This window comes from Pseudomonas alkylphenolica, from assembly GCF_000746525.1.
Lineage (GTDB): Bacteria > Pseudomonadota > Gammaproteobacteria > Pseudomonadales > Pseudomonadaceae > Aquipseudomonas > Aquipseudomonas alkylphenolica.
The window spans coordinates 1,643,847-1,661,528 of record NZ_CP009048.1 but is presented as its reverse complement, the minus strand read 5'-3'; the positions used below and the strand labels follow the sequence as shown (position 1 = coordinate 1,661,528).

13 protein-coding genes and 5 tRNA genes are annotated in these 17,682 nt (G+C 60.0%); 6 read left to right on the top strand and 12 right to left on the bottom strand.

What is annotated here, in order from left to right:
* The first annotated feature begins 1 nt into the window (after nucleotide 1).
* A complete protein-coding gene (locus tag PSAKL28_RS07780) occupies nucleotides 2-3,295 on the top strand; it encodes a sensor domain-containing protein (protein ID WP_038608660.1) in 3,294 nt (1,097 codons plus the stop codon).
* 160 nt (nucleotides 3,296-3,455) lie between these two features.
* Here PSAKL28_RS07780 and PSAKL28_RS07775 read toward each other — a convergent pair whose 3' ends face one another.
* From PSAKL28_RS07775 to PSAKL28_RS07765, 3 genes are all read right to left on the bottom strand, one after another.
* Nucleotides 3,456-4,583, bottom strand: coding sequence for an IS481 family transposase (locus PSAKL28_RS07775; RefSeq protein ID WP_038608658.1), 1,128 nt, complete (start codon nucleotides 4,581-4,583; stop codon nucleotides 3,456-3,458).
* A gap of 218 nt (nucleotides 4,584-4,801) precedes the next feature.
* Entirely contained in the window at nucleotides 4,802-5,248 is a 447-nt protein-coding gene (locus PSAKL28_RS07770) for an Hsp20 family protein (RefSeq protein ID WP_038608656.1), read from the bottom strand.
* Between the two features lie 115 nt (nucleotides 5,249-5,363).
* Nucleotides 5,364-6,323, bottom strand: coding sequence for a tRNA dihydrouridine synthase (locus tag PSAKL28_RS07765; protein ID WP_038608654.1), 960 nt, complete (start codon nucleotides 6,321-6,323; stop codon nucleotides 5,364-5,366).
* Nucleotides 6,324-6,691: 368 nt separating this feature from the next.
* Here PSAKL28_RS07765 and PSAKL28_RS07760 point away from each other — a divergent pair, with 368 nt between their 5' ends.
* Nucleotides 6,692-6,910, top strand: coding sequence for a hypothetical protein (locus PSAKL28_RS07760; RefSeq protein ID WP_038608651.1), 219 nt, complete (start codon nucleotides 6,692-6,694; stop codon nucleotides 6,908-6,910).
* A 2-nt stretch (nucleotides 6,911-6,912) separates the two neighbouring features.
* On the opposite strand, the gene PSAKL28_RS07755 is transcribed toward PSAKL28_RS07760, so the two are convergent.
* From PSAKL28_RS07755 to gltX, 8 genes are all read right to left on the bottom strand, one after another.
* Entirely contained in the window at nucleotides 6,913-7,350 is a 438-nt protein-coding gene (locus PSAKL28_RS07755) for an acyl-CoA thioesterase (protein WP_038608648.1), read from the bottom strand.
* Nucleotides 7,351-7,394: 44 nt separating this feature from the next.
* Complete coding sequence (locus tag PSAKL28_RS07750) at nucleotides 7,395-8,228, bottom strand: alpha/beta fold hydrolase (protein ID WP_038608645.1); 834 nt, start codon at nucleotides 8,226-8,228, stop codon at nucleotides 7,395-7,397.
* Nucleotides 8,229-8,255: 27 nt separating this feature from the next.
* On the bottom strand, nucleotides 8,256-8,795 hold the full coding sequence (locus PSAKL28_RS07745; RefSeq protein WP_038608642.1) for a TetR/AcrR family transcriptional regulator: 540 nt from the start codon (nucleotides 8,793-8,795) through the stop codon (nucleotides 8,256-8,258).
* Between the two features lie 179 nt (nucleotides 8,796-8,974).
* A tRNA-Glu gene (locus PSAKL28_RS07740) sits at nucleotides 8,975-9,050 on the bottom strand.
* A gap of 44 nt (nucleotides 9,051-9,094) precedes the next feature.
* Nucleotides 9,095-9,170, bottom strand: a tRNA-Ala gene (locus PSAKL28_RS07735).
* Nucleotides 9,171-9,223: 53 nt separating this feature from the next.
* Nucleotides 9,224-9,299 (bottom strand) — tRNA-Glu (locus PSAKL28_RS07730).
* Between the two features lie 79 nt (nucleotides 9,300-9,378).
* Nucleotides 9,379-9,454, bottom strand: a tRNA-Ala gene (locus tag PSAKL28_RS07725).
* Nucleotides 9,455-9,711: 257 nt separating this feature from the next.
* A complete protein-coding gene (gene gltX, locus PSAKL28_RS07720) occupies nucleotides 9,712-11,193 on the bottom strand; it encodes a glutamate--tRNA ligase (RefSeq protein ID WP_038608639.1) in 1,482 nt (493 codons plus the stop codon).
* Nucleotides 11,194-11,337: 144 nt separating this feature from the next.
* On the opposite strand from gltX, the gene PSAKL28_RS07715 reads away from it, so the two are divergent.
* Together PSAKL28_RS07715 and PSAKL28_RS07710 are read left to right on the top strand one after the other, a co-directional pair.
* A complete protein-coding gene (locus PSAKL28_RS07715; protein ID WP_038608636.1) occupies nucleotides 11,338-12,387 on the top strand; it encodes an HlyD family secretion protein in 1,050 nt (349 codons plus the stop codon).
* Nucleotides 12,377-13,927 carry an MDR family MFS transporter gene (locus tag PSAKL28_RS07710; protein WP_038608633.1) on the top strand — a complete coding sequence of 517 codons (1,551 nt, stop codon included), beginning with the start codon at nucleotides 12,377-12,379 and terminating at the stop codon, nucleotides 13,925-13,927. The genes PSAKL28_RS07715 and PSAKL28_RS07710 overlap by 11 nt, the downstream gene beginning before the upstream one ends.
* Before the next feature lie 60 nt (nucleotides 13,928-13,987).
* On the opposite strand, the gene uvrB is transcribed toward PSAKL28_RS07710, so the two are convergent.
* Nucleotides 13,988-16,003 carry an excinuclease ABC subunit UvrB gene (gene uvrB, locus PSAKL28_RS07705; RefSeq protein WP_038608630.1) on the bottom strand — a complete coding sequence of 672 codons (2,016 nt, stop codon included), beginning with the start codon at nucleotides 16,001-16,003 and terminating at the stop codon, nucleotides 13,988-13,990.
* Between the two features lie 298 nt (nucleotides 16,004-16,301).
* Here uvrB and PSAKL28_RS07700 point away from each other — a divergent pair, with 298 nt between their 5' ends.
* Complete coding sequence (locus PSAKL28_RS07700) at nucleotides 16,302-17,498, top strand: amino acid aminotransferase (RefSeq protein ID WP_038608627.1); 1,197 nt, start codon at nucleotides 16,302-16,304, stop codon at nucleotides 17,496-17,498.
* 62 nt (nucleotides 17,499-17,560) lie between these two features.
* Nucleotides 17,561-17,636, top strand: a tRNA-Asn gene (locus tag PSAKL28_RS07695).
* Nucleotides 17,637-17,682: the final 46 nt, after the last annotated feature.

The following is a 17,682-nucleotide window of genomic DNA, read 5'->3' as shown; positions in this document are numbered from 1 at the left end:
GATGCCCAAATCAGCAAACCGCTTCCCGCGTCTGCCGCGCATCCATGCGGCAGACCCCCAGGCATTGGAGCAGACCTGGGAAAATGCACCGCAACTGCTGGCGGCGTTGAATGGCGCGCGCCTGGGCGCCTGGTTCTGGGATGTCGAGACCGGCCAGATCGGCTGGTCCAGGGGGACCCAGGCGCTGTTTGGCTTTGACCCCGAGCAACCGCTACCCAACGACCTGGATTACCTCGACCTGCTGCCAGCCGAAGACCGCGCGCGCACCTTGCAGGCCTTTAATGCGGTCCTCAACGGCGAGCCAGTGGAACAAGCCTTGCGCCACCGTATCCGCTGGCCCGACGGCAGCCTGCACTGGCTGGAAATCAATGGCAGCCTGGCCAAGGACAAGCACGGCCGCCCCCAGATGATTGGAGTGATCCGCGAAATCACTCGCCAGCGGGAGCGCGAAACCGCGCTGATCAATTCGGAAAAGCGCTTTGCCACGCTGTTTCATCTGAGCCCCAATGTGGTGCTGCTGACCCGCCGCTCCGATGGCCTGATCCATGAAGTCAACCAGCACTTCGAACAGACGCTCGGCTGGCCCGGCTATCAGGTAATCAACAAGACCACCATCGAGATTGGCCTGTGGGCCAATCCGCAGCAGCGAAACCTGGTGCTTGAGGCTACACGTGGCAACAGCGGCCCGGTCACCCTGGAAGTGCAGTTTTGCGCCAGCAACGGCAAGGTCCATGACGGCATCCTCAGCACCCAGAACATCGAGCTCGAAGGCACGGTCTACCTGCTCAGCACTTTTGTCGACACCAGTGAGCGCAAACGCGCCGAACAGGCCCTCAAGGACAGCCAGGAACGCCTGGACCTGGCTCTGGATTCCGCGCAGATGGGCACCTGGGACTGGCATATTCCCAGCGGTATGCTCTATGGCTCGGCACGCGCCGCCGAACTGCACGGCCTGGAACCGGTGCCTTTCCACGAATCCTTCGAGGCGTTTTTCGAGGGTGTGCCGGAGCTCGAACGCCGCAACATGCACAAGGCCTATCGCAGCCTGCGCGAAGGTCCGGCCGGCAACTACCAGATCACCTACCAGATCCAGCTGGAAAACGGCACCTCGCGCTACATTGAAAGCCGTGCCCGGCTGTACCGCGACGAACAGGGCAAACCGCTGCGCATGGCCGGCACTCTGCTCGACATCACCGACCAGGTTGAACGTGAGCAACGTCTGACCAGCTCGGAAGAAAAATTCGCCAGCCTGTTCCAGGCCAGCCCCGATCCGATCTGCGTGACGCGCCAGGACAGTGGTCAGTTCATCGAGATCAACCCGGCGTTCACCCAGACCTTCGGCTGGGACGCCCAGCACGTCATCGGCCGCACCGCCGAAGAAATCGGCTTGTGGGCCGAGTCCGCCGAACGCGCCCGGCGCATCGAACAGGTGATTCGCGACGAAGCCCTGAACAATGTCGCCGTGGCGATCAATCACAAAGACGGCCAGCCCCTGACCTGCGTGATCTCCAGCCGCCTGATCACCGTCGACGACCAGCCTTGCAGCGTCACCACCCTGCGCGACATCACTCAACAACAACGGGCCGAAGCTGCGCTCAAATCCAGCGAAGAGAAGTTCGCCAAAGCTTTCCACTCCAGCCCCGACGCCATCACCATTACCGAACTCGACAGCGGTCGCTACCTGGAGATCAACGATGGCTTCTGCCGGTTGACGGGCTACAGCGCCAGCGAAGTGATCGGCCGCACCGCGAACGAAATCGGCATCTGGGCCGACGACAAACAGCGCGCGATCCTGACCTCGGAACTCCAGGAAAAGGGCCGGGTGCACCACCGGGAGATGCTCGGGCGCAACAAACGCGGGGAAATCCTCACCGTCGAGGTGTCGATCGAACCGATTGTCCTCAACGAGTCGCAATGCCTGCTGCTCACTGCCCGTGATGTCAGCCAGCTGAAAAACGCCCAGGCGCAGATCCGCCACCTGGCCTACCACGACCCGCTGACCAACCTGCCTAACCGCGCGCTGTTGATGGATCGCCTGAGCCAGCAGATCGCTTTGCTCAAACGCCACAACCTGCGCGGCGCCCTGCTGTTTCTCGACCTTGACCACTTCAAGCACATCAATGACTCCCTCGGCCATCCGGTCGGCGACACGGTGCTGAAAATAATCACCGCACGCCTGGAAGCCAGTGTGCGCCTGGAAGACACCGTGGCGCGCTTGGGGGGCGATGAATTCGTGGTACTGATCAGCGGCCTGGAAGGCAGCCGCGACGAAGTCACGGAAAAAGTCCGCGAGCTGGCCGATACCTTGCGCCAATTACTGGCTGAACCGATGTCCCTCGATGGTCAGCGCCTGCAGGTTACGCCCAGCATCGGCGTGGCCTTGATTCCCGATCACGGCTCGACCCCGGCCGACCTGCTCAAACGCGCCGACATTGCCCTGTATCGGGCCAAAGACTCCGGACGCAACACCACCCAGCTGTTCCACACCACCATGCAAAAAGCCGCCAGCGAACGCTTGCGCATGGAAAGCGACCTGCGCATGGCTCTTGCTCGCGGCGAACTGGCCCTGCACTTCCAGCCCCAGGTCGACGCCCGTGACAATCGCATTATCGGCGCCGAAGTGCTGTTGCGCTGGCACCACCCGCAGCTGGGTCAGCAGCCGCCAGCGCAGTTCATCCAGGTGCTGGAAGAAAGCGGGCTGATTCTCGAAGTTGGCAGCTGGATACTCGACGAAGCCTGCGATGCCTGTGCCGGCATGCTGCGTGACCATTTGATCGACGCCGATGACTTCAGCCTGTGCGTGAACATCAGCCCGCGACAGTTCCGCCAGAACGACTTTGTCGAGCGGGTACTGCGCAGCCTTGATGACTTTCGCCTGCCTTACAAGATGCTCAAGCTGGAGATCACCGAAGGTATCGTCATCCAGAACCTGGAAGACACCATCAACAAGATGCGTGAGCTCAAGCGTTATGGGGTGAGCTTTGCCATGGATGATTTCGGCACCGGGTATTCGTCGCTGACCTACCTCAAGCGCCTGCCGGTGGATGCGCTGAAGATCGACCAGTCGTTTGTGCGCGATGCGCCAGAGGATCCCAACGATGCGGAGATCGTCCGCGCCATTGTGGCCATGGCCCGGAGTCTGGATTTGGCGGTGATTGCCGAAGGGGTGGAGCTGTCTGAGCAGCTGGAGTTTCTGGAGCGGCTGGGGTGTTATTTGTATCAGGGGTATTTGCACAGCCGGCCGTTGCCGTTGGGGGAGTTTCGGCGGTTGTTGCTGGAAACGCCGGCATTGTAGGAGCGGGCTTGCCCCGCGATGAGGCCCTCGGGTTTGTGGGCATATCCATTGGCGCTGGTGGCGCTGATTCACCTTTCCGCCCTTACGGCGGGTCCCTTTGGCAAACGCCTGTACGGACCGGAGACATGCTTTACACACGTGCGGAGACATGGTTTACACATTATCGACCAGAATCAGGCTGATTCACGTCGATGGTTCGTACCAGGTGATGGCAGAAATAGACGTTGAACAGATCTTCGCTACCAGGAAGTGAGCGTACTGCCAAAAGATAACCAGTTAGGCCCTTGGCTATCTTGAAGTAACGTTTTCGGAAGCGGAATCGACAGTGATAGGCCTTTACAAGCACGTCGTCCGGGCCGTATTCAAACTCCGATAGTTTTTCCGGAAAAGCCCAAGGGCTTACACGGTAATGCTCCATGGGCACTTCATACTCGAGGGCCTCATGAGGGCGCTGGTGGTTGTAAATCTCACGCCAGTGGTCAAAGGCATTCTGGGTCTCAGCAATGCTGCGAAAATGCCGCCCGTTGAGCACTTCAGCTTTGAGTGCACGATGGAAGCGTTCGATCTTGCCGTTAGTTTGTGGGTGGTGGGGACGACTGAAGCTGACCCTGATGCCCAGGCGAATCAACCATATGCTCAACATCGCAATTTCCCCCGGATTACGCGGCGAGCCCCACGGTGGGCCGTTATCCACATTGATCCGGGCCGGCAGCCCGTAGCGACGGAAAACTTCGGTCAATCTCTCCTGTACCGTAACTGTGCGCTCATTCGCACAGGCCTGAATCGCCAAGTTGAAGCGCGAGTGGTCATCTAGCACAGTCAGAGGGTGGCATCGACCTTCTTGAGTCGGAAAATTCCCCTTGAAGTCCATCTGCCAAAGATCATTGGGGGCATCGTGTACAAAGCGCTTCGCAAACAGCTGCACCTCCTTTTCGGGAGGCTGAATGAGTCCGTGGCGATGCAAAACATTGGTAACGGTACTCGGAGCAATACGGCAATCAAGCTTGTGACTGATCTTGCGTCCACCCCACTCAGGATGTTGCTGGCGAAGCTCTAGCACGGACGACTCCAGTGCGGGTGGCGTCTGATCAGGGCTTGTAATCGGGCGGCGGGACTTCTCCAAAAGCCCCTGACTCCCATGCGCTGCGTAGCGCTTAAGCCATTTGTATCCCGTTGGGGCGCTGATGCCAAAGCGTTGGCACAACTCTCTTCTGTTGCAGCCGGGTTGCTGGGCCAAGACAACGAACTCTTCTTTCAGGCTCATGGCGTCTCTCGTATTCCAAGGCATGATGGCTTCCCGGCAAAGTTGGCTCGCCAGGAAGTGTTAACCATGTCCCCGTACACGTGTAAACCATGTCTCCGGTCCGTACAGGCGTTTGCCAAAGTAAGCCGCCGTAAGGGCGGAAAGGTGAATCAGCGCCACCCTGGCAAATGGATATGCCCACAACCAGAAACGCCAATAAAAAAGGGCACCCGAAGGTGCCCTCTTTCACAGCATCACCACACTCAGTTCAGCGCAGGCTTGCTATCCCCATTGATCGGGATGCGCTTGGCCTTAGCTTCTTCCGGCACAATCCGCAGCAGGTCAATACTGAGCAAACCGTTGGCCAAACCAGCAGCCTTGACCTCGATATGGTCAGCCAGGCGGAACGACAACTTGAACGCCCGCTGGGCAATGCCCTGATGCAGATAGGTAACGCTTTCGGCGTTGCTGTCACGCTTGCCGCCAGTGACGGTCAACACACCTTTTTCCACTTGCAGATCAAGATCCTGCTCCTGGAAACCGGCTGCAGCAACAACGATTCGATAGTGGTCTTCGCCATGTTTTTCAACGTTGTAGGGAGGGTAGCTGCTACCCGCCTCATTACGCGCCGCGGATTCGAACAGGTCATTGAAACGGTCGAAGCCTACGGAATGACGGAACAGTGGAGCCAGAGAAAAAGCAGTAGTCATGATACATCTCCTGAAAATCAGCGAGGTTGTGTAGTAGCGCGACCCGACTTCGGCATCGCGTACTCCTTAGATAAGGACCCTCGCCTGCTTTTCAAGCAACCCTGCGAAAATTTTTTCAGGCCGCCGCACTGACCGGTATGCCGATCAACTGGCCGACGCGATCGCAGTCGGTTTCCCGGCGCAGCTCGGTGAACAATGCCACGGCTTCAGGATAAGTGCGGGTCAGCATCGCCACCCATTGCTTCAAGCGTCCTGGCGCCTGGCGCGGGGTCATCTGCGCCCGGGCCTGGCCCCAGAAGTCCTGGATCAGCGGCAGCAGGCTCTGCCAGTCCATCGGCACGAACGCTACGCCATCGCGCTCCGCGGCAATCTGCCGGGCCAGATCCGGACGTGATACCAGCCCGCGGCCAAGCATGATGTCCTCGACGCCACTGACTTCACGGCAGCGCCGCCAGTCATCCAGGGTCCAGACCTCGCCGTTGGCGTAAACCGGTACCTTGACCACATCCTGCACCTTCGCCACCCACTCCCAATGGGCCGGCGGCTTGTAGCCATCAACCTTGGTCCGCGCATGTACCACCAACTGCTCGGCACCACCCTCGGCCAAGGCCAAAGCACAGTCCAGGGCACCGTCGGGGCTGTCGAAGCCCAGGCGCATCTTGGCGGTCACCGGAATATGCGCAGGCACGGCGCGGCGCACCTCACGAAGGATGGCGTGAAGCAGTTCCGGCTCCTTGAGCAGCACTGCCCCGCCTCGGGATTTGTTCACGGTCTTGGCCGGGCAACCGAAGTTCAGGTCGATCACCGGCGCGCCCAGCTCGCAGGCCAGTACTGCGTTTTCTGCCAGGCAAACGGGATCGGAACCGAGCAGTTGCACGCGCAAAGGCACCCCAGCCGCAGTTTGCGCGCCCTGGCTCAACTCAGGTGCCAGCTTGTCGAAGGTAGCCGCAGGCAACAGCCGGTCGCAGACGCGAATGAACTCGGTGACACACCAGTCGATGCCGCCCACCTGGGTCAGTACGTCGCGGAGGATGTTGTCGACCAGCCCCTCCATCGGGGCCAGGGCAATTTGCATGGGGGATGAACCACGTAAAAAAAGAAGTAAATGCTACCAGAACCGCAAGATTACAGGCTCAGCATTCATCCAGCCCAGGATATTTCCGACAAGCCAGTCGGAAATTGTCCACTTGCAAACAGGAGCCCTGGGACTGCTCCCCCCAGATGAAGGCATTTACTCTTTTACACCTGCCGCAAAACGAAATCGACGACAGGGAGATATCAATGAAACAGCTATTCCCACTGTGGAGCTCCAGCGCCTCTACATGCGCCCAGCCCCTCCCAAACAAGAGTTCGATGATTAGATCAATTGACGCTGGACGCGCCCGCCACAGGATGTCGCCAGCTCATGAATGAGCTAGCGACTCGCTGAAAAGAAACCCCAAGATGAAACAGATCAAACCCCACAACTACGAGATACTCAACTTCCGCACTGAATCTAACCCACAGCTAAACCGGGTCGATTGCCTCACCTTGGCAAACCCTGCAGCAGAAACCGTTCTGGATGAGCTCCAATTCACCGGGAGAAATCCGTTCGCCTCCTCGGATGTGAACATCTCTCCCCACTTGACTGGAGTACTGCCTTATCGCCTGAGCAAGACCTAACTTCAAGCCATCTGCATAAGCGCTGGGCCGTAACCTTCAACAAACTCTACCGGCATGCGCTTGGGCTTGCCGGTGGAGAGCTCGATACAGGCGAAGGTAGTCTGCGCACGCAGCAAAGTAATGCCATCACTAGGCCGCATCAGCTGGAAGCGCCGGGTCATCTTCAGGCGCTGATCCCAGTCAACGATCCAGGTCGCCAACTGCAACTCGTCGTCTTCATAGGCGGCCGCCAGGTAGTCGATTTCATGACGCACCACGGCCATCGCCCGGTCCAGGCGCCGGTACTCGGCCAGGTCCAGCCCCAGACGCTGGGAATGGCGCCAGGCACAGCGCTCCAGCCAGGTGACGTAGACCGCATTATTGGCGTGGCCGAGGCCATCGATATCGTCGGCAGCGACGCGCAGATCAATCGTGAACGGTGTTGCCAGATCCCAACTCATGCCCGCTCCAGGTCTGTGATGAACGGGCAGAGTGTAACGGATGCTCAGGCGGATTGCCGCGCCGGTACAAGACGACGCGCCAGCAGTGCCATGACGCCGTCGATCAATTTTGGATCAGACAGTACGCGCTGATGACCACCATCGGGCAGCATCAACAGGCGACTGTCGAACCAGGCCCGGTGAATCGCCTGAGCCTCGCTGGCTGGCACCAGACTATCGTCTTCGGCGTGTGCGATCAGTGCCGGGATTTCCAGTTGATAGCCGCCGACATCCAAGCGCCCGATCGGAATGCCGACATCCCGTTCAATCTGGCGCACAAAAGCCGCCCGCGCACGGGTCGGCATGCCCAGGTGATTGGCGAAACGACGCAACACCCCCAGCAACTGCGCCGGCGCGGCAACACTCACCGCCGCTTCAGCACGCAACCCCCACTGCAGGGCGAGCATGACACTGGAGCCCCCCATGGAATGACCGATCACCGCATGCAACGGCGGCAACTCGGCGGCGGCTTCGAGCAGCGCCCGGGCGAACAGCACGACATGCGCCTGATTACCCGGCGAATGACCATGGGCCGGCCCTTCCAGGGCCACGGCGGTGTAGCCGGACTGCACCAGGGTATCGATCAGGTGTGCGAACTGGGTCGGGCGCCCTTCCCAACCGTGCATCAACAAGACCGTCGGCCCCTGCCCCCAGCGCAGCGCCGACAAACCGAAGCGCAATGTTATGCGCTCGGCGCGGGCCAGCAGCGGCAACTCCCACTCACGCGGCGGCAGGTTGCGCGGGGTCATGAACGCGCGGCGCATCTTGCCCGCAACATGTTCTGGCGCCAGCCGTCCGAGGGTGCCGTTGACGCTACGAATCCAGCTCAAGGTATTCATCGCTTCGCTCCGGTGGGTGTCGCTCGATCAGACCACCGCCGATTTGGCGGCACGCAGGATACGGTCAGACAGCTCGTCTGTGCCTAGAGCACGGGCCAAGGCCAGACCACCGACCATCAACGCCAGGTCGGCGAGGACCTTGTCGGCCTCTTCAGGGCTGTCAGCAAGATTGGCCATCATCAATTCAATGTGTTCGCCCAGCACCTGACGGAAGGTATCCGGCAGCCGCGCCATCTCACCCAGGGAGTTGGGCAGCGGGCAGGCGCGCTCGGTGGCATCACGGTGTTTGCGCGACAAGTAGAAAGCGGCAACCAGGGCACGACGCTCTTCGCCGCTCATGTTCGGGTCAACCTCGGCAAGCAGCGCCCGACGCTCTGCAAGCAGCTGGCTGAAGGCTTCGAGCATCAGCGCATCCTTGCTGTCGAAGTGCGCGTAGAAGCCCCCTACCGTAAGCCCGGCAGCGCCCATGACCTGGTTGACGCTGGGTTCGGCCGGACCGTGCTGGATCAGTGCGCTGCAGGCGGCATCAAGAATCCGTTCACGGGTTTTCGCTTTTTTGTCGTTCATGACTTGCCTCCGAATATTATGAGTAGAATATTATTCTCATAATATTTTTCTGCAAGCACTTTCCCCTGCCGCTTGTCGCACAGAGGAAGAAGAAGGGAGAGGAGAACTTTTTTCGAGACAAAAACAAAAGGCTCATTCAATAATCGAATGAGCCTTGAAATCCCACAAAGTGGGTAAAATGGCGTCCCCTAGGGGACTCGAACCCCTGTTACCGCCGTGAAAGGGCGGTGTCCTAGGCCACTAGACGAAGGGGACTTGTAACCTTCGTACAGATCCGTTTTCACGAATCCTGGCAAAATTGGTGGAGCTAAGCGGGATCGAACCGCTGACCTCCTGCATGCCATGCAGGCGCTCTCCCAGCTGAGCTATAGCCCCAGATTTCTAGCCTCGCGGCCCAGTGATCTCTTTCGTCATCACTTGTGTAAAACTGGCGTCCCCTAGGGGACTCGAACCCCTGTTACCGCCGTGAAAGGGCGGTGTCCTAGGCCACTAGACGAAGGGGACGAACCTTCTTACCTTAACAACCCGGTCGCTGGAACCCGGTTGACTCCGCAGTCAGTGTAGATGACTACGAATCGGAATTTGGTGGAGCTAAGCGGGATCGAACCGCTGACCTCCTGCATGCCATGCAGGCGCTCTCCCAGCTGAGCTATAGCCCCACAATGTCGCTTTGAACTGAATCGCTTGGCTGGGTGCTTCGCGCTTCGTTTCGTTCATCGCTGTGGACGGGGCGCATATTAAGATCGGATTGCAGACCTGTCAAATAAATTTTCAACAAATTCTGAAAATTTTTTCCGAGATAACAAACACTTACCGGCCAGCTTGGTGATTCACCCCGGTTTTGCTGGGGTTTGGAGCCTCTTCGCGGGGCAAGCCCGCTCCCACCGGTGGGAGCGGGCTTGCCCCGCGATAGGTATCAGGCGATGGTGCCCAACAGCTTCTCCCACTCTTTGTTTTCTTTCTTCGACACACCACCGAGCAGGTCCAGAGCCTGACGCAGGCGATAGCGGGTCAGGTCCGGGCCGAGGATTTCCATGGCGTCGAGTACCGATACCGAACTGGCCTGACCGCTGATCGCGGCGAACATCAGCGGCATGGCATCACGCAGCTTCAGCTCCAGGGCCTCGACCACGGCCTGGATGCAACCGGTAATGCGGTCTTTTTCCCACTGACGCAGGCTTTCCAGCTTCCACAGGATCAACTGGATCACCTGACGCACCTGGTCGGCCGACAATTTTTTGTGCTCGAACAGCTTGGCATCGAGCTTGAGCGCGCCTTCAAAGAAGAAGCCACCCAGCGGGGCGATCTGGCTGAAGGTTTCTACCCTGCCCTGCACATGCGGCGCGATCTTCATCATGTAGTCGCTGTTGAACGCCCACTTCTGCACCCGTGCGGCGAACTCTTCCACCGGCAGGTCGCGCAGCCACTGGCCGTTGAGCCAGGACAGCTTCTCGATGTCAAAAATCGGCCCGCCCAGGGAAACCCGCGACAGATCGAAGTGCTCGACCATCTCGGCCAGGGAGAATTTTTCACGCTCGTCCGGCATCGACCAGCCCATGCGCCCCAGGTAGTTGAGCATCGCTTCCGGCATGAAGCCCATGCGCTCGTAGAAGGTCACCGAGGTCGGGTTCTTGCGCTTGGACAGCTTGCTCTTGTCCGGGTTACGCAGCAGCGGCATGTAGCACAGGGTTGGCTGTTCCCAACCGAAGTACTCGTACAGTTTGATCAGCTTGGGCGCCGACGGCAGCCATTCTTCACCGCGCAGCACGTGGGTGATGCCCATCAGGTGGTCGTCGACGACGTTGGCCAGGAAGTAGGTCGGCAGACCGTCGGTCTTCATCAGTACCTGCATGTCCATGCGGTCCCACGGGATCTCGACATCGCCACGGAGCATGTCCGGTACCACGCAGACGCCTTCACTCGGCACCTTCATGCGGATCACATGCGGCTCGCCAGCGGCCAGGCGGCGCTGCACTTCTTCGGCCGACAGCAGCAAGGCTCGACCGTCGTAGCGCGGGGTCTCGCCACGGGCCATCTGCTCGGCGCGCATCTGGTCCAGCTCTTCGGCGGTGCAGAAGCACGGGAAGGCGTGGCCCATGTCAACCAGTTGCTGGGCGTACTGCTTGTAGATGTCGCCGCGCTCGCTCTGCCGGTACGGGCCATGCGGGCCACCGACGTCCGGACCTTCGCTCCACTCGATACCGAGCCAGCGCAGGGCGTCGAAGATCTGCTGTTCGGACTCGCGGGTCGAACGCAGCTGGTCGGTATCTTCAATACGCAAGATGAACTCGCCGCCGTGCTGCTTGGCAAAGCAGTAGTTGAACAGGGCGATGTAGGCGGTGCCGACGTGGGGATCGCCAGTAGGCGAAGGCGCGATACGCGTGCGAACGGTGGTCATGAGAGTCTCGAACTAGAGATGAATCAAAGGCTGGATGTTAACAGGGAGCAGGCACCGGGCTCCAGCAATGGGCGCGATCAGCACTTGTGGTGGCGGATCCAAACACGGTTAAATTTGCTTACATTTTTGGAACGATAGTACCCCATGCCCGCTCAACTCAAACGCCGCCTGCTGGTTTTCCTGACCCTGGTTCTGTTCATCGCCCTCGCCTTTTTCGCCCACTGGTATGTCAAAGGACGCTTCTACGAGAGCACCGACAATGCTTATGTACAGGGTGAAATCACCCGGGTTTCCAGCCAGCTCAGCGCGCGCATCGATGAAGTACTGGTTCAGGACAACCAGCATGTGGCCAAGGGCGATCTGCTGGTACGCCTTGAGGCGGACGATTTCCGCCTGGCCGTGGAACGCGCCCGCGCCGCCCTCGCCACCCGTGAAGCCGAGCGCCTGCAAGCCGAAAGCCGCCTGACCCAACAATCCAGCCTGATTGCCGCCGGCCAGGCCCAGGTCGCCGCCAACCAGGCCACCCTGGGGCGCGCCGAGCTGGACCTCAACCGTGCTCAGGCCCTGCGCAAACCGGGCTTCGTCTCCGAAGAACGGGTGACCACCCTGTCGGCAGAAAACCACGTCGCCCGCTCCCAGGTGAGCAAGGCTCAGGCTGACCTGCAAGGCCAGCGTCAGCAGGTCAACGCCCTGAGCGCTGAAATCAAGCGCCTGGACGCGCAGATCGTCAATGCCCGTGCCGAACTGGCCCAGGCCGAGCTGAACCTGACCCGCAGCGAAATCCACGCGCCGATCAGCGGCATGATCGGCCAGCGTGCCGCCCGTAATGGTCAGGTGGTGCAGGCTGGCGCCTACCTGCTGTCGATCGTTCCCGACCAGGACATCTGGATCCAGGCCAACTTCAAGGAAACCCAGATTGGCCGCATGCTGCCGGGGCAGACCGCCGAACTGGTGTTCGACAGCTATCCCGATACGCCGATCGCGGCCCGGGTCGACAGCCTGTTCGCCGCCTCCGGCGCCCAGTTCAGCCTGCTGCCACCCGACAACGCCACCGGCAACTTCACCAAGGTGGTACAGCGTATTCCGGTGAAGCTGACCTTCGCCGCCGACAACCCGCTGAGCGGCAGGATCCGCCCGGGCATGTCGGTCACCGCCACTGTGGACATCCGGGACACTACCGACAATGGCCGGTGATTCGCTGATCCGTCCTGTCGGCGAACCCAGCCGACGCGACTGGATCGCGGTGATGAGCGTGATGCTCGGCGCCTTCATGGCGGTGCTCGACATCCAGATCACCAACTCCTCGCTCAAGGACATCCAGGGCGCCCTCTCGGCCACCCTCGAGGAAGGCTCGTGGATCTCCACCTCGTACCTGGTGGCCGAGATCATCATGATTCCGCTGACCGCCTGGCTGGTGCAACTGCTGTCGGCGCGGCGCCTGGCAGTGTGGGTGTCGCTGGGTTTTCTGGTGTCGTCGTTGCTGTGCTCCATGGCCTGGAACCTGGAGAGCATGATCATCTTCCGCGCCATGCAGGGCTTTACCGGTGGCGCGCTGATTCCCCTGGCGTTCACCCTGACCCTGATCAAACTGCCCGAACACCATCGCGCCAAAGGCATGGCGATGTTTGCCATGACCGCCACCTTTGCCCCCTCCATCGGCCCTACCCTGGGTGGCTGGCTGACCGAAAACTGGGGCTGGGAGTACATCTTCTACATCAACATCCCGCCCGGCCTGATCATGATTGGCGGCCTGCTCTATGGCCTGGAAAAGAAAGAGTCGCATTGGGAACTGCTGAAAAGCACCGATTACGCCGGCATTGTTACGCTTGGCGTCGGCCTGGGCTGCCTGCAGGTGTTCCTGGAAGAAGGCCATCGCAAGGACTGGCTGGAGTCGAGCCTGATCGTCAGCCTCGGTAGCATCGCCCTGCTGAGCCTGATCACCTTTGTGATCCTGCAGTTTTCCAAACCCAATCCGCTGATCAACCTGCGCATTCTCGGTAACCGTAATTTCGGCCTGTCGAGTATCGCCAGCCTGGGGATGGGGGTGGGTTTGTATGGTTCGATCTACCTGCTGCCGCTGTACCTGGCACAAATCCAGAACTACAACGCTTTGCAGATCGGCGAAGTGATCATGTGGATGGGTATTCCGCAGCTGTTTCTGATTCCGCTGGTACCGCAGCTGATGAAGGTGATTTCACCCAAGATTCTCTGCACCTTGGGTTTCGGCCTGTTCGGCCTGGCCAGCTTCGGTTCCGGGGTACTCAATCCGGACTTCGCCGGCGAACAGTTCAACCATATCCAGATCATCCGCGCCCTTGGCCAGCCGATGATCATGGTGACCATCTCGTTGATCGCCACCAGCTACATCCTGCCTCAGGATGCAGGCTCGGCGTCGAGCCTGTTCAACATCCTGCGTAACCTTGGCGGTGCCATCGGCATTGCCTTGCTGGCGACGCTGCTGGATGCACGAACCAAGGTGTACTTCGATTACTTGCGTGAGTCCGTCGTGCCGAGCAACCCACAGGTGGCAGAGCGCCTGGCACAGCTTTCGGAACGTCTGGGAAGCGACAGCGCGGCGCTGGGAAAGCTGAGTGAAATCACCCATCAGCAGGCGATGATCATGGCTTACAACGATGCCTTCCATTTTGTCGGTATCGGCCTAGCGATCAGCATGCTGGCGGTGATGATGACGCGCAAGTTGCCGCCGGGGTTGAAGGCAGGGGAAGCTCATTGATCGCATCGCGGGGCAAGCCCGCTCCCACTGTGGGAGCGGGCTTGCCCCGCGATGAGGACCTCAAACCGTAAGTAAACGCTCGCGCAACGCAGTAATCTCGTCGCGCAACTGCGCCGCAGCCTCGAACTCCAGGTCCCGAGCCAGTTGATACATCTTCTCTTCCAGCAGCTTGATCCGCTTGGCAATCTCGCCAGGTGAGCGCAACTCGGCTTCGTAGCGCGCGCTTTCTTCGGCGGCTTTGGCCATGCCCTTGCGCTTCTTGCTGCGCGACCCGGGCACGTTGGCACCTTCCATGATGTCGGTGATGTCCTTGACCACGCCCTTGGGCACAATGCCGTTGGCCTGGTTGAAAGCAATCTGCTTGTCACGACGACGCTCGGTTTCGCCGATAGCCCGCTCCATCGAGCCGGTAATTCTGTCGGCATAGAGGATCGCCCGGCCATTGAGGTTGCGCGCTGCACGGCCAATGGTCTGGATCAGTGAACGCTCGGAACGCAGGAAACCTTCCTTGTCGGCATCGAGGATTGCCACCAGCGACACCTCGGGCATGTCCAGACCTTCGCGCAACAGGTTGATCCCCACCAGTACATCGAAGGTCCCCAGGCGCAGGTCGCGGATGATCTCGACGCGTTCCACGGTGTCGATATCCGAATGCAGGTAGCGCACCCGCACGTCGTGATCGGCGAGGTAATCGGTGAGGTCTTCGGCCATGCGCTTGGTCAGGGTGGTGACCAGCACACGCTCTTCCACTGCAACACGCTTGCGGATTTCCGAGAGCAGGTCGTCGACCTGGGTGGTGGCCGGACGCACTTCAACCTGAGGGTCGACCAGACCGGTCGGCCGCACCACCTGCTCCACAACCCGACCGGCATGCTCAGCCTCATAGTTCCCGGGCGTGGCGGAAACGAAGATGGTCTGCGGACTGACGCTCTCCCACTCATCGAAACGCATCGGCCGGTTGTCCAGCGCCGAAGGCAGGCGGAAGCCGTACTCGACCAGGGTTTCCTTGCGCGAGCGGTCACCCTTGTACATCGCCCCGACCTGGGGAACGCTGACATGGGATTCGTCGATTACCAGCAATGAATCAGCCGGCAGATAATCGTAGAGGGTCGGTGGCGGCGCTCCGGCCGGACGACCGGAGAGGTAGCGCGAGTAGTTCTCGATGCCGTTGCAGTAACCCAGCTCGAGGATCATTTCCAGATCGAAGCGGGTGCGCTGCTCCAGGCGCTGGGCCTCGACCAGCTTGTTGGCCTTGTGCAGGTACTCCAGCCGTTGCTGCAACTCCTCCTTGATGCCCTCCACCGCCTCAAGCAGGGTTTCGCGCGGGGTCACGTAGTGGCTCTTGGGGTAGAAGGTGAAACGCGGCAACTTGCGGATCACTTCACCGGTCAGCGGATCGAAGGCGGCAATGTTCTCCACTTCGTCATCGAATAGCTCGATGCGGATGGCTTCGAGGTCCGATTCGGCCGGGAAGATATCAATCACATCGCCACGCACACGGAAGGTGGCGCGGGCAAAGTCCATTTCGTTGCGGGTGTACTGCAAGTCGGCCAGGCGGCGCAGCAAGGCGCGCTGGTCGAGCTTGTCGCCACGGTCCACGTGCAGGACCATCTTCAGGTAGGTTTCCGGGCTGCCCAGACCGTAGATACAGGACACCGTGGTGACGATGATCGCATCGCGACGCTCCAGCAGCGCCTTGGTTGCCGACAGGCGCATCTGCTCGATATGGTCGTTGATCGAGGCATCCTTCTCGATGAAGGTATCGGACGACGGCACATAGGCTTCGGGCTGGTAGTAGTCGTAGTAGGAAACGAAGTACTCCACGGCATTGTTGGGGAAAAATGCCTTGAACTCGCCATACAGCTGCGCTGCCAGGGTCTTGTTCGGCGCCAGCACCAGAGTCGGCCGCTGCACCTGGGCGATCACGTTGGCGATGCTGAAGGTCTTGCCCGAGCCAGTCACCCCGAGCAGGGTCTGATGCGCCAGGCCCGCTTCGATGCCTTCGACCATCAGGCGAATGGCTTCGGGCTGGTCGCCGGCCGGCTGGAAACGGGTGACGAGCTGAAACTCGGACATGACAAACCTCTGTGTAATCGCGACGTTTTTATCGCAGACGCTGGCAACTGTATTTATAGACAGTACTTATACCGAATTAGGGCTCTCGAACGCCAGTTTCAACGCAATGATGTGAGTATGGACCGGTCAATTCGACTAACGGTCGAAAAATAATCGGCGAAACAGCAGGAAAAGCTGCGTCAGACTGTCGCCGTGACCGATGGGTATCACTATACTGACTCCCCGTTTGTGCACCGCTCTAGTGCATTCGACTGGAGCGTGCGACCTCTTCCACTCTCCATTCAGAGCCAAGGTAATAATGAGCCTGTTTTCCGCTGTCGAGCTGGCACCACGCGACCCCATTCTGGGCCTCAACGAAGCTTTCAACGCCGATACCCGTAGCAACAAGGTCAACCTGGGTGTAGGTGTTTACTGCAACGAAGAAGGGCGTATCCCACTGCTGCGTGCAGTGATCGAAGCCGAAACCCAGCGCGCTGCCCAGCACGCTTCCCGCGGTTACCTGCCGATCGACGGCATCGCCGCCTACGACCAGGCCGTACAGAAGCTGCTGTTCGGTGCCGAGTCGCCGCTGCTGGCTGCTGGCCGGGTTATCACCACTCAGGCCGTTGGCGGTACCGGCGCGCTGAAGATCGGTGCCGACTTCCTCAAGCAGGTTTCGCCAAACGCCGTAGTGGCCATCAGCGACCCGAGCTGGGAAAACCACCGCGCCCTGTTTGAAACCGCTGGTTTCCCGGTGCAGAACTACCGCTACTACGACGCCGCTACTCACGACGTCAACCGCAGCGGCATGCTCGAAGACCTCAACGCCCTGCCGTCCGGCTCGATCATCGTGCTGCACGCCTGCTGCCATAACCCGACGGGCGTAGACCTGAGCCTGGACGACTGGAAAAATGTTCTGGAAGTGGTCAAGGCCAAGGGCCACGTGCCATTCCTCGACATGGCCTACCAGGGCTTTGGCGACGGCATCTACGAAGACGCCTTCGCCGTGCGCCTGTTCGCCGAGTCGGGCCTGAACTTCTTCGTCTCCAGCTCGTTCTCCAAATCCTTCTCGCTGTACGGCGAGCGCGTGGGTGCGCTGTCGATCATCACCGAGTCCAAGGAAGAGAGCGCGCGCGTGCTGTCGCAGGTCAAGCGCGTGATCCGCACCAACTACTCCAACCCGCCGACCCACGGCGCCACCATCGTCGCCACCGTGCTCAACAGCCCGGAACTGCGTGCGATGTGGGAAGAGGAACTGGGTGAGATGCGTCAGCGCATCCACGGCATGCGCAAGCAGATGGTTGAGCTGCTGGCTGCCCAGGCACCTGAGCACGACTTCAGCTTCGTCGCCCGTCAGCGCGGCATGTTCTCGTACTCGGGCCTGAGCGTCGATCAGGTCGCACGCCTGAAGAACGAGTTCGGCATCTACGCGCTGGATACCGGTCGTATCTGCGTGGCCACCCTGAATCAGAGCAACATCAATGTGGTAACCAAGGCGATCGTCGAGGTTCTGTAATCACTGAATTGCACGGGGGAGGCTTGACTTCCCCTTAGCAATCAGTAAGATACGCCACAGATTCCGCGATAGCTCAGTCGGTAGAGCAAATGACTGTTAATCATTGGGTCCCAGGTTCGAGTCCTGGTCGCGGAGCCAAACACTTGAAAAACCTCCAGCTGCGCTGAGCACTGGAGGTTTTTTC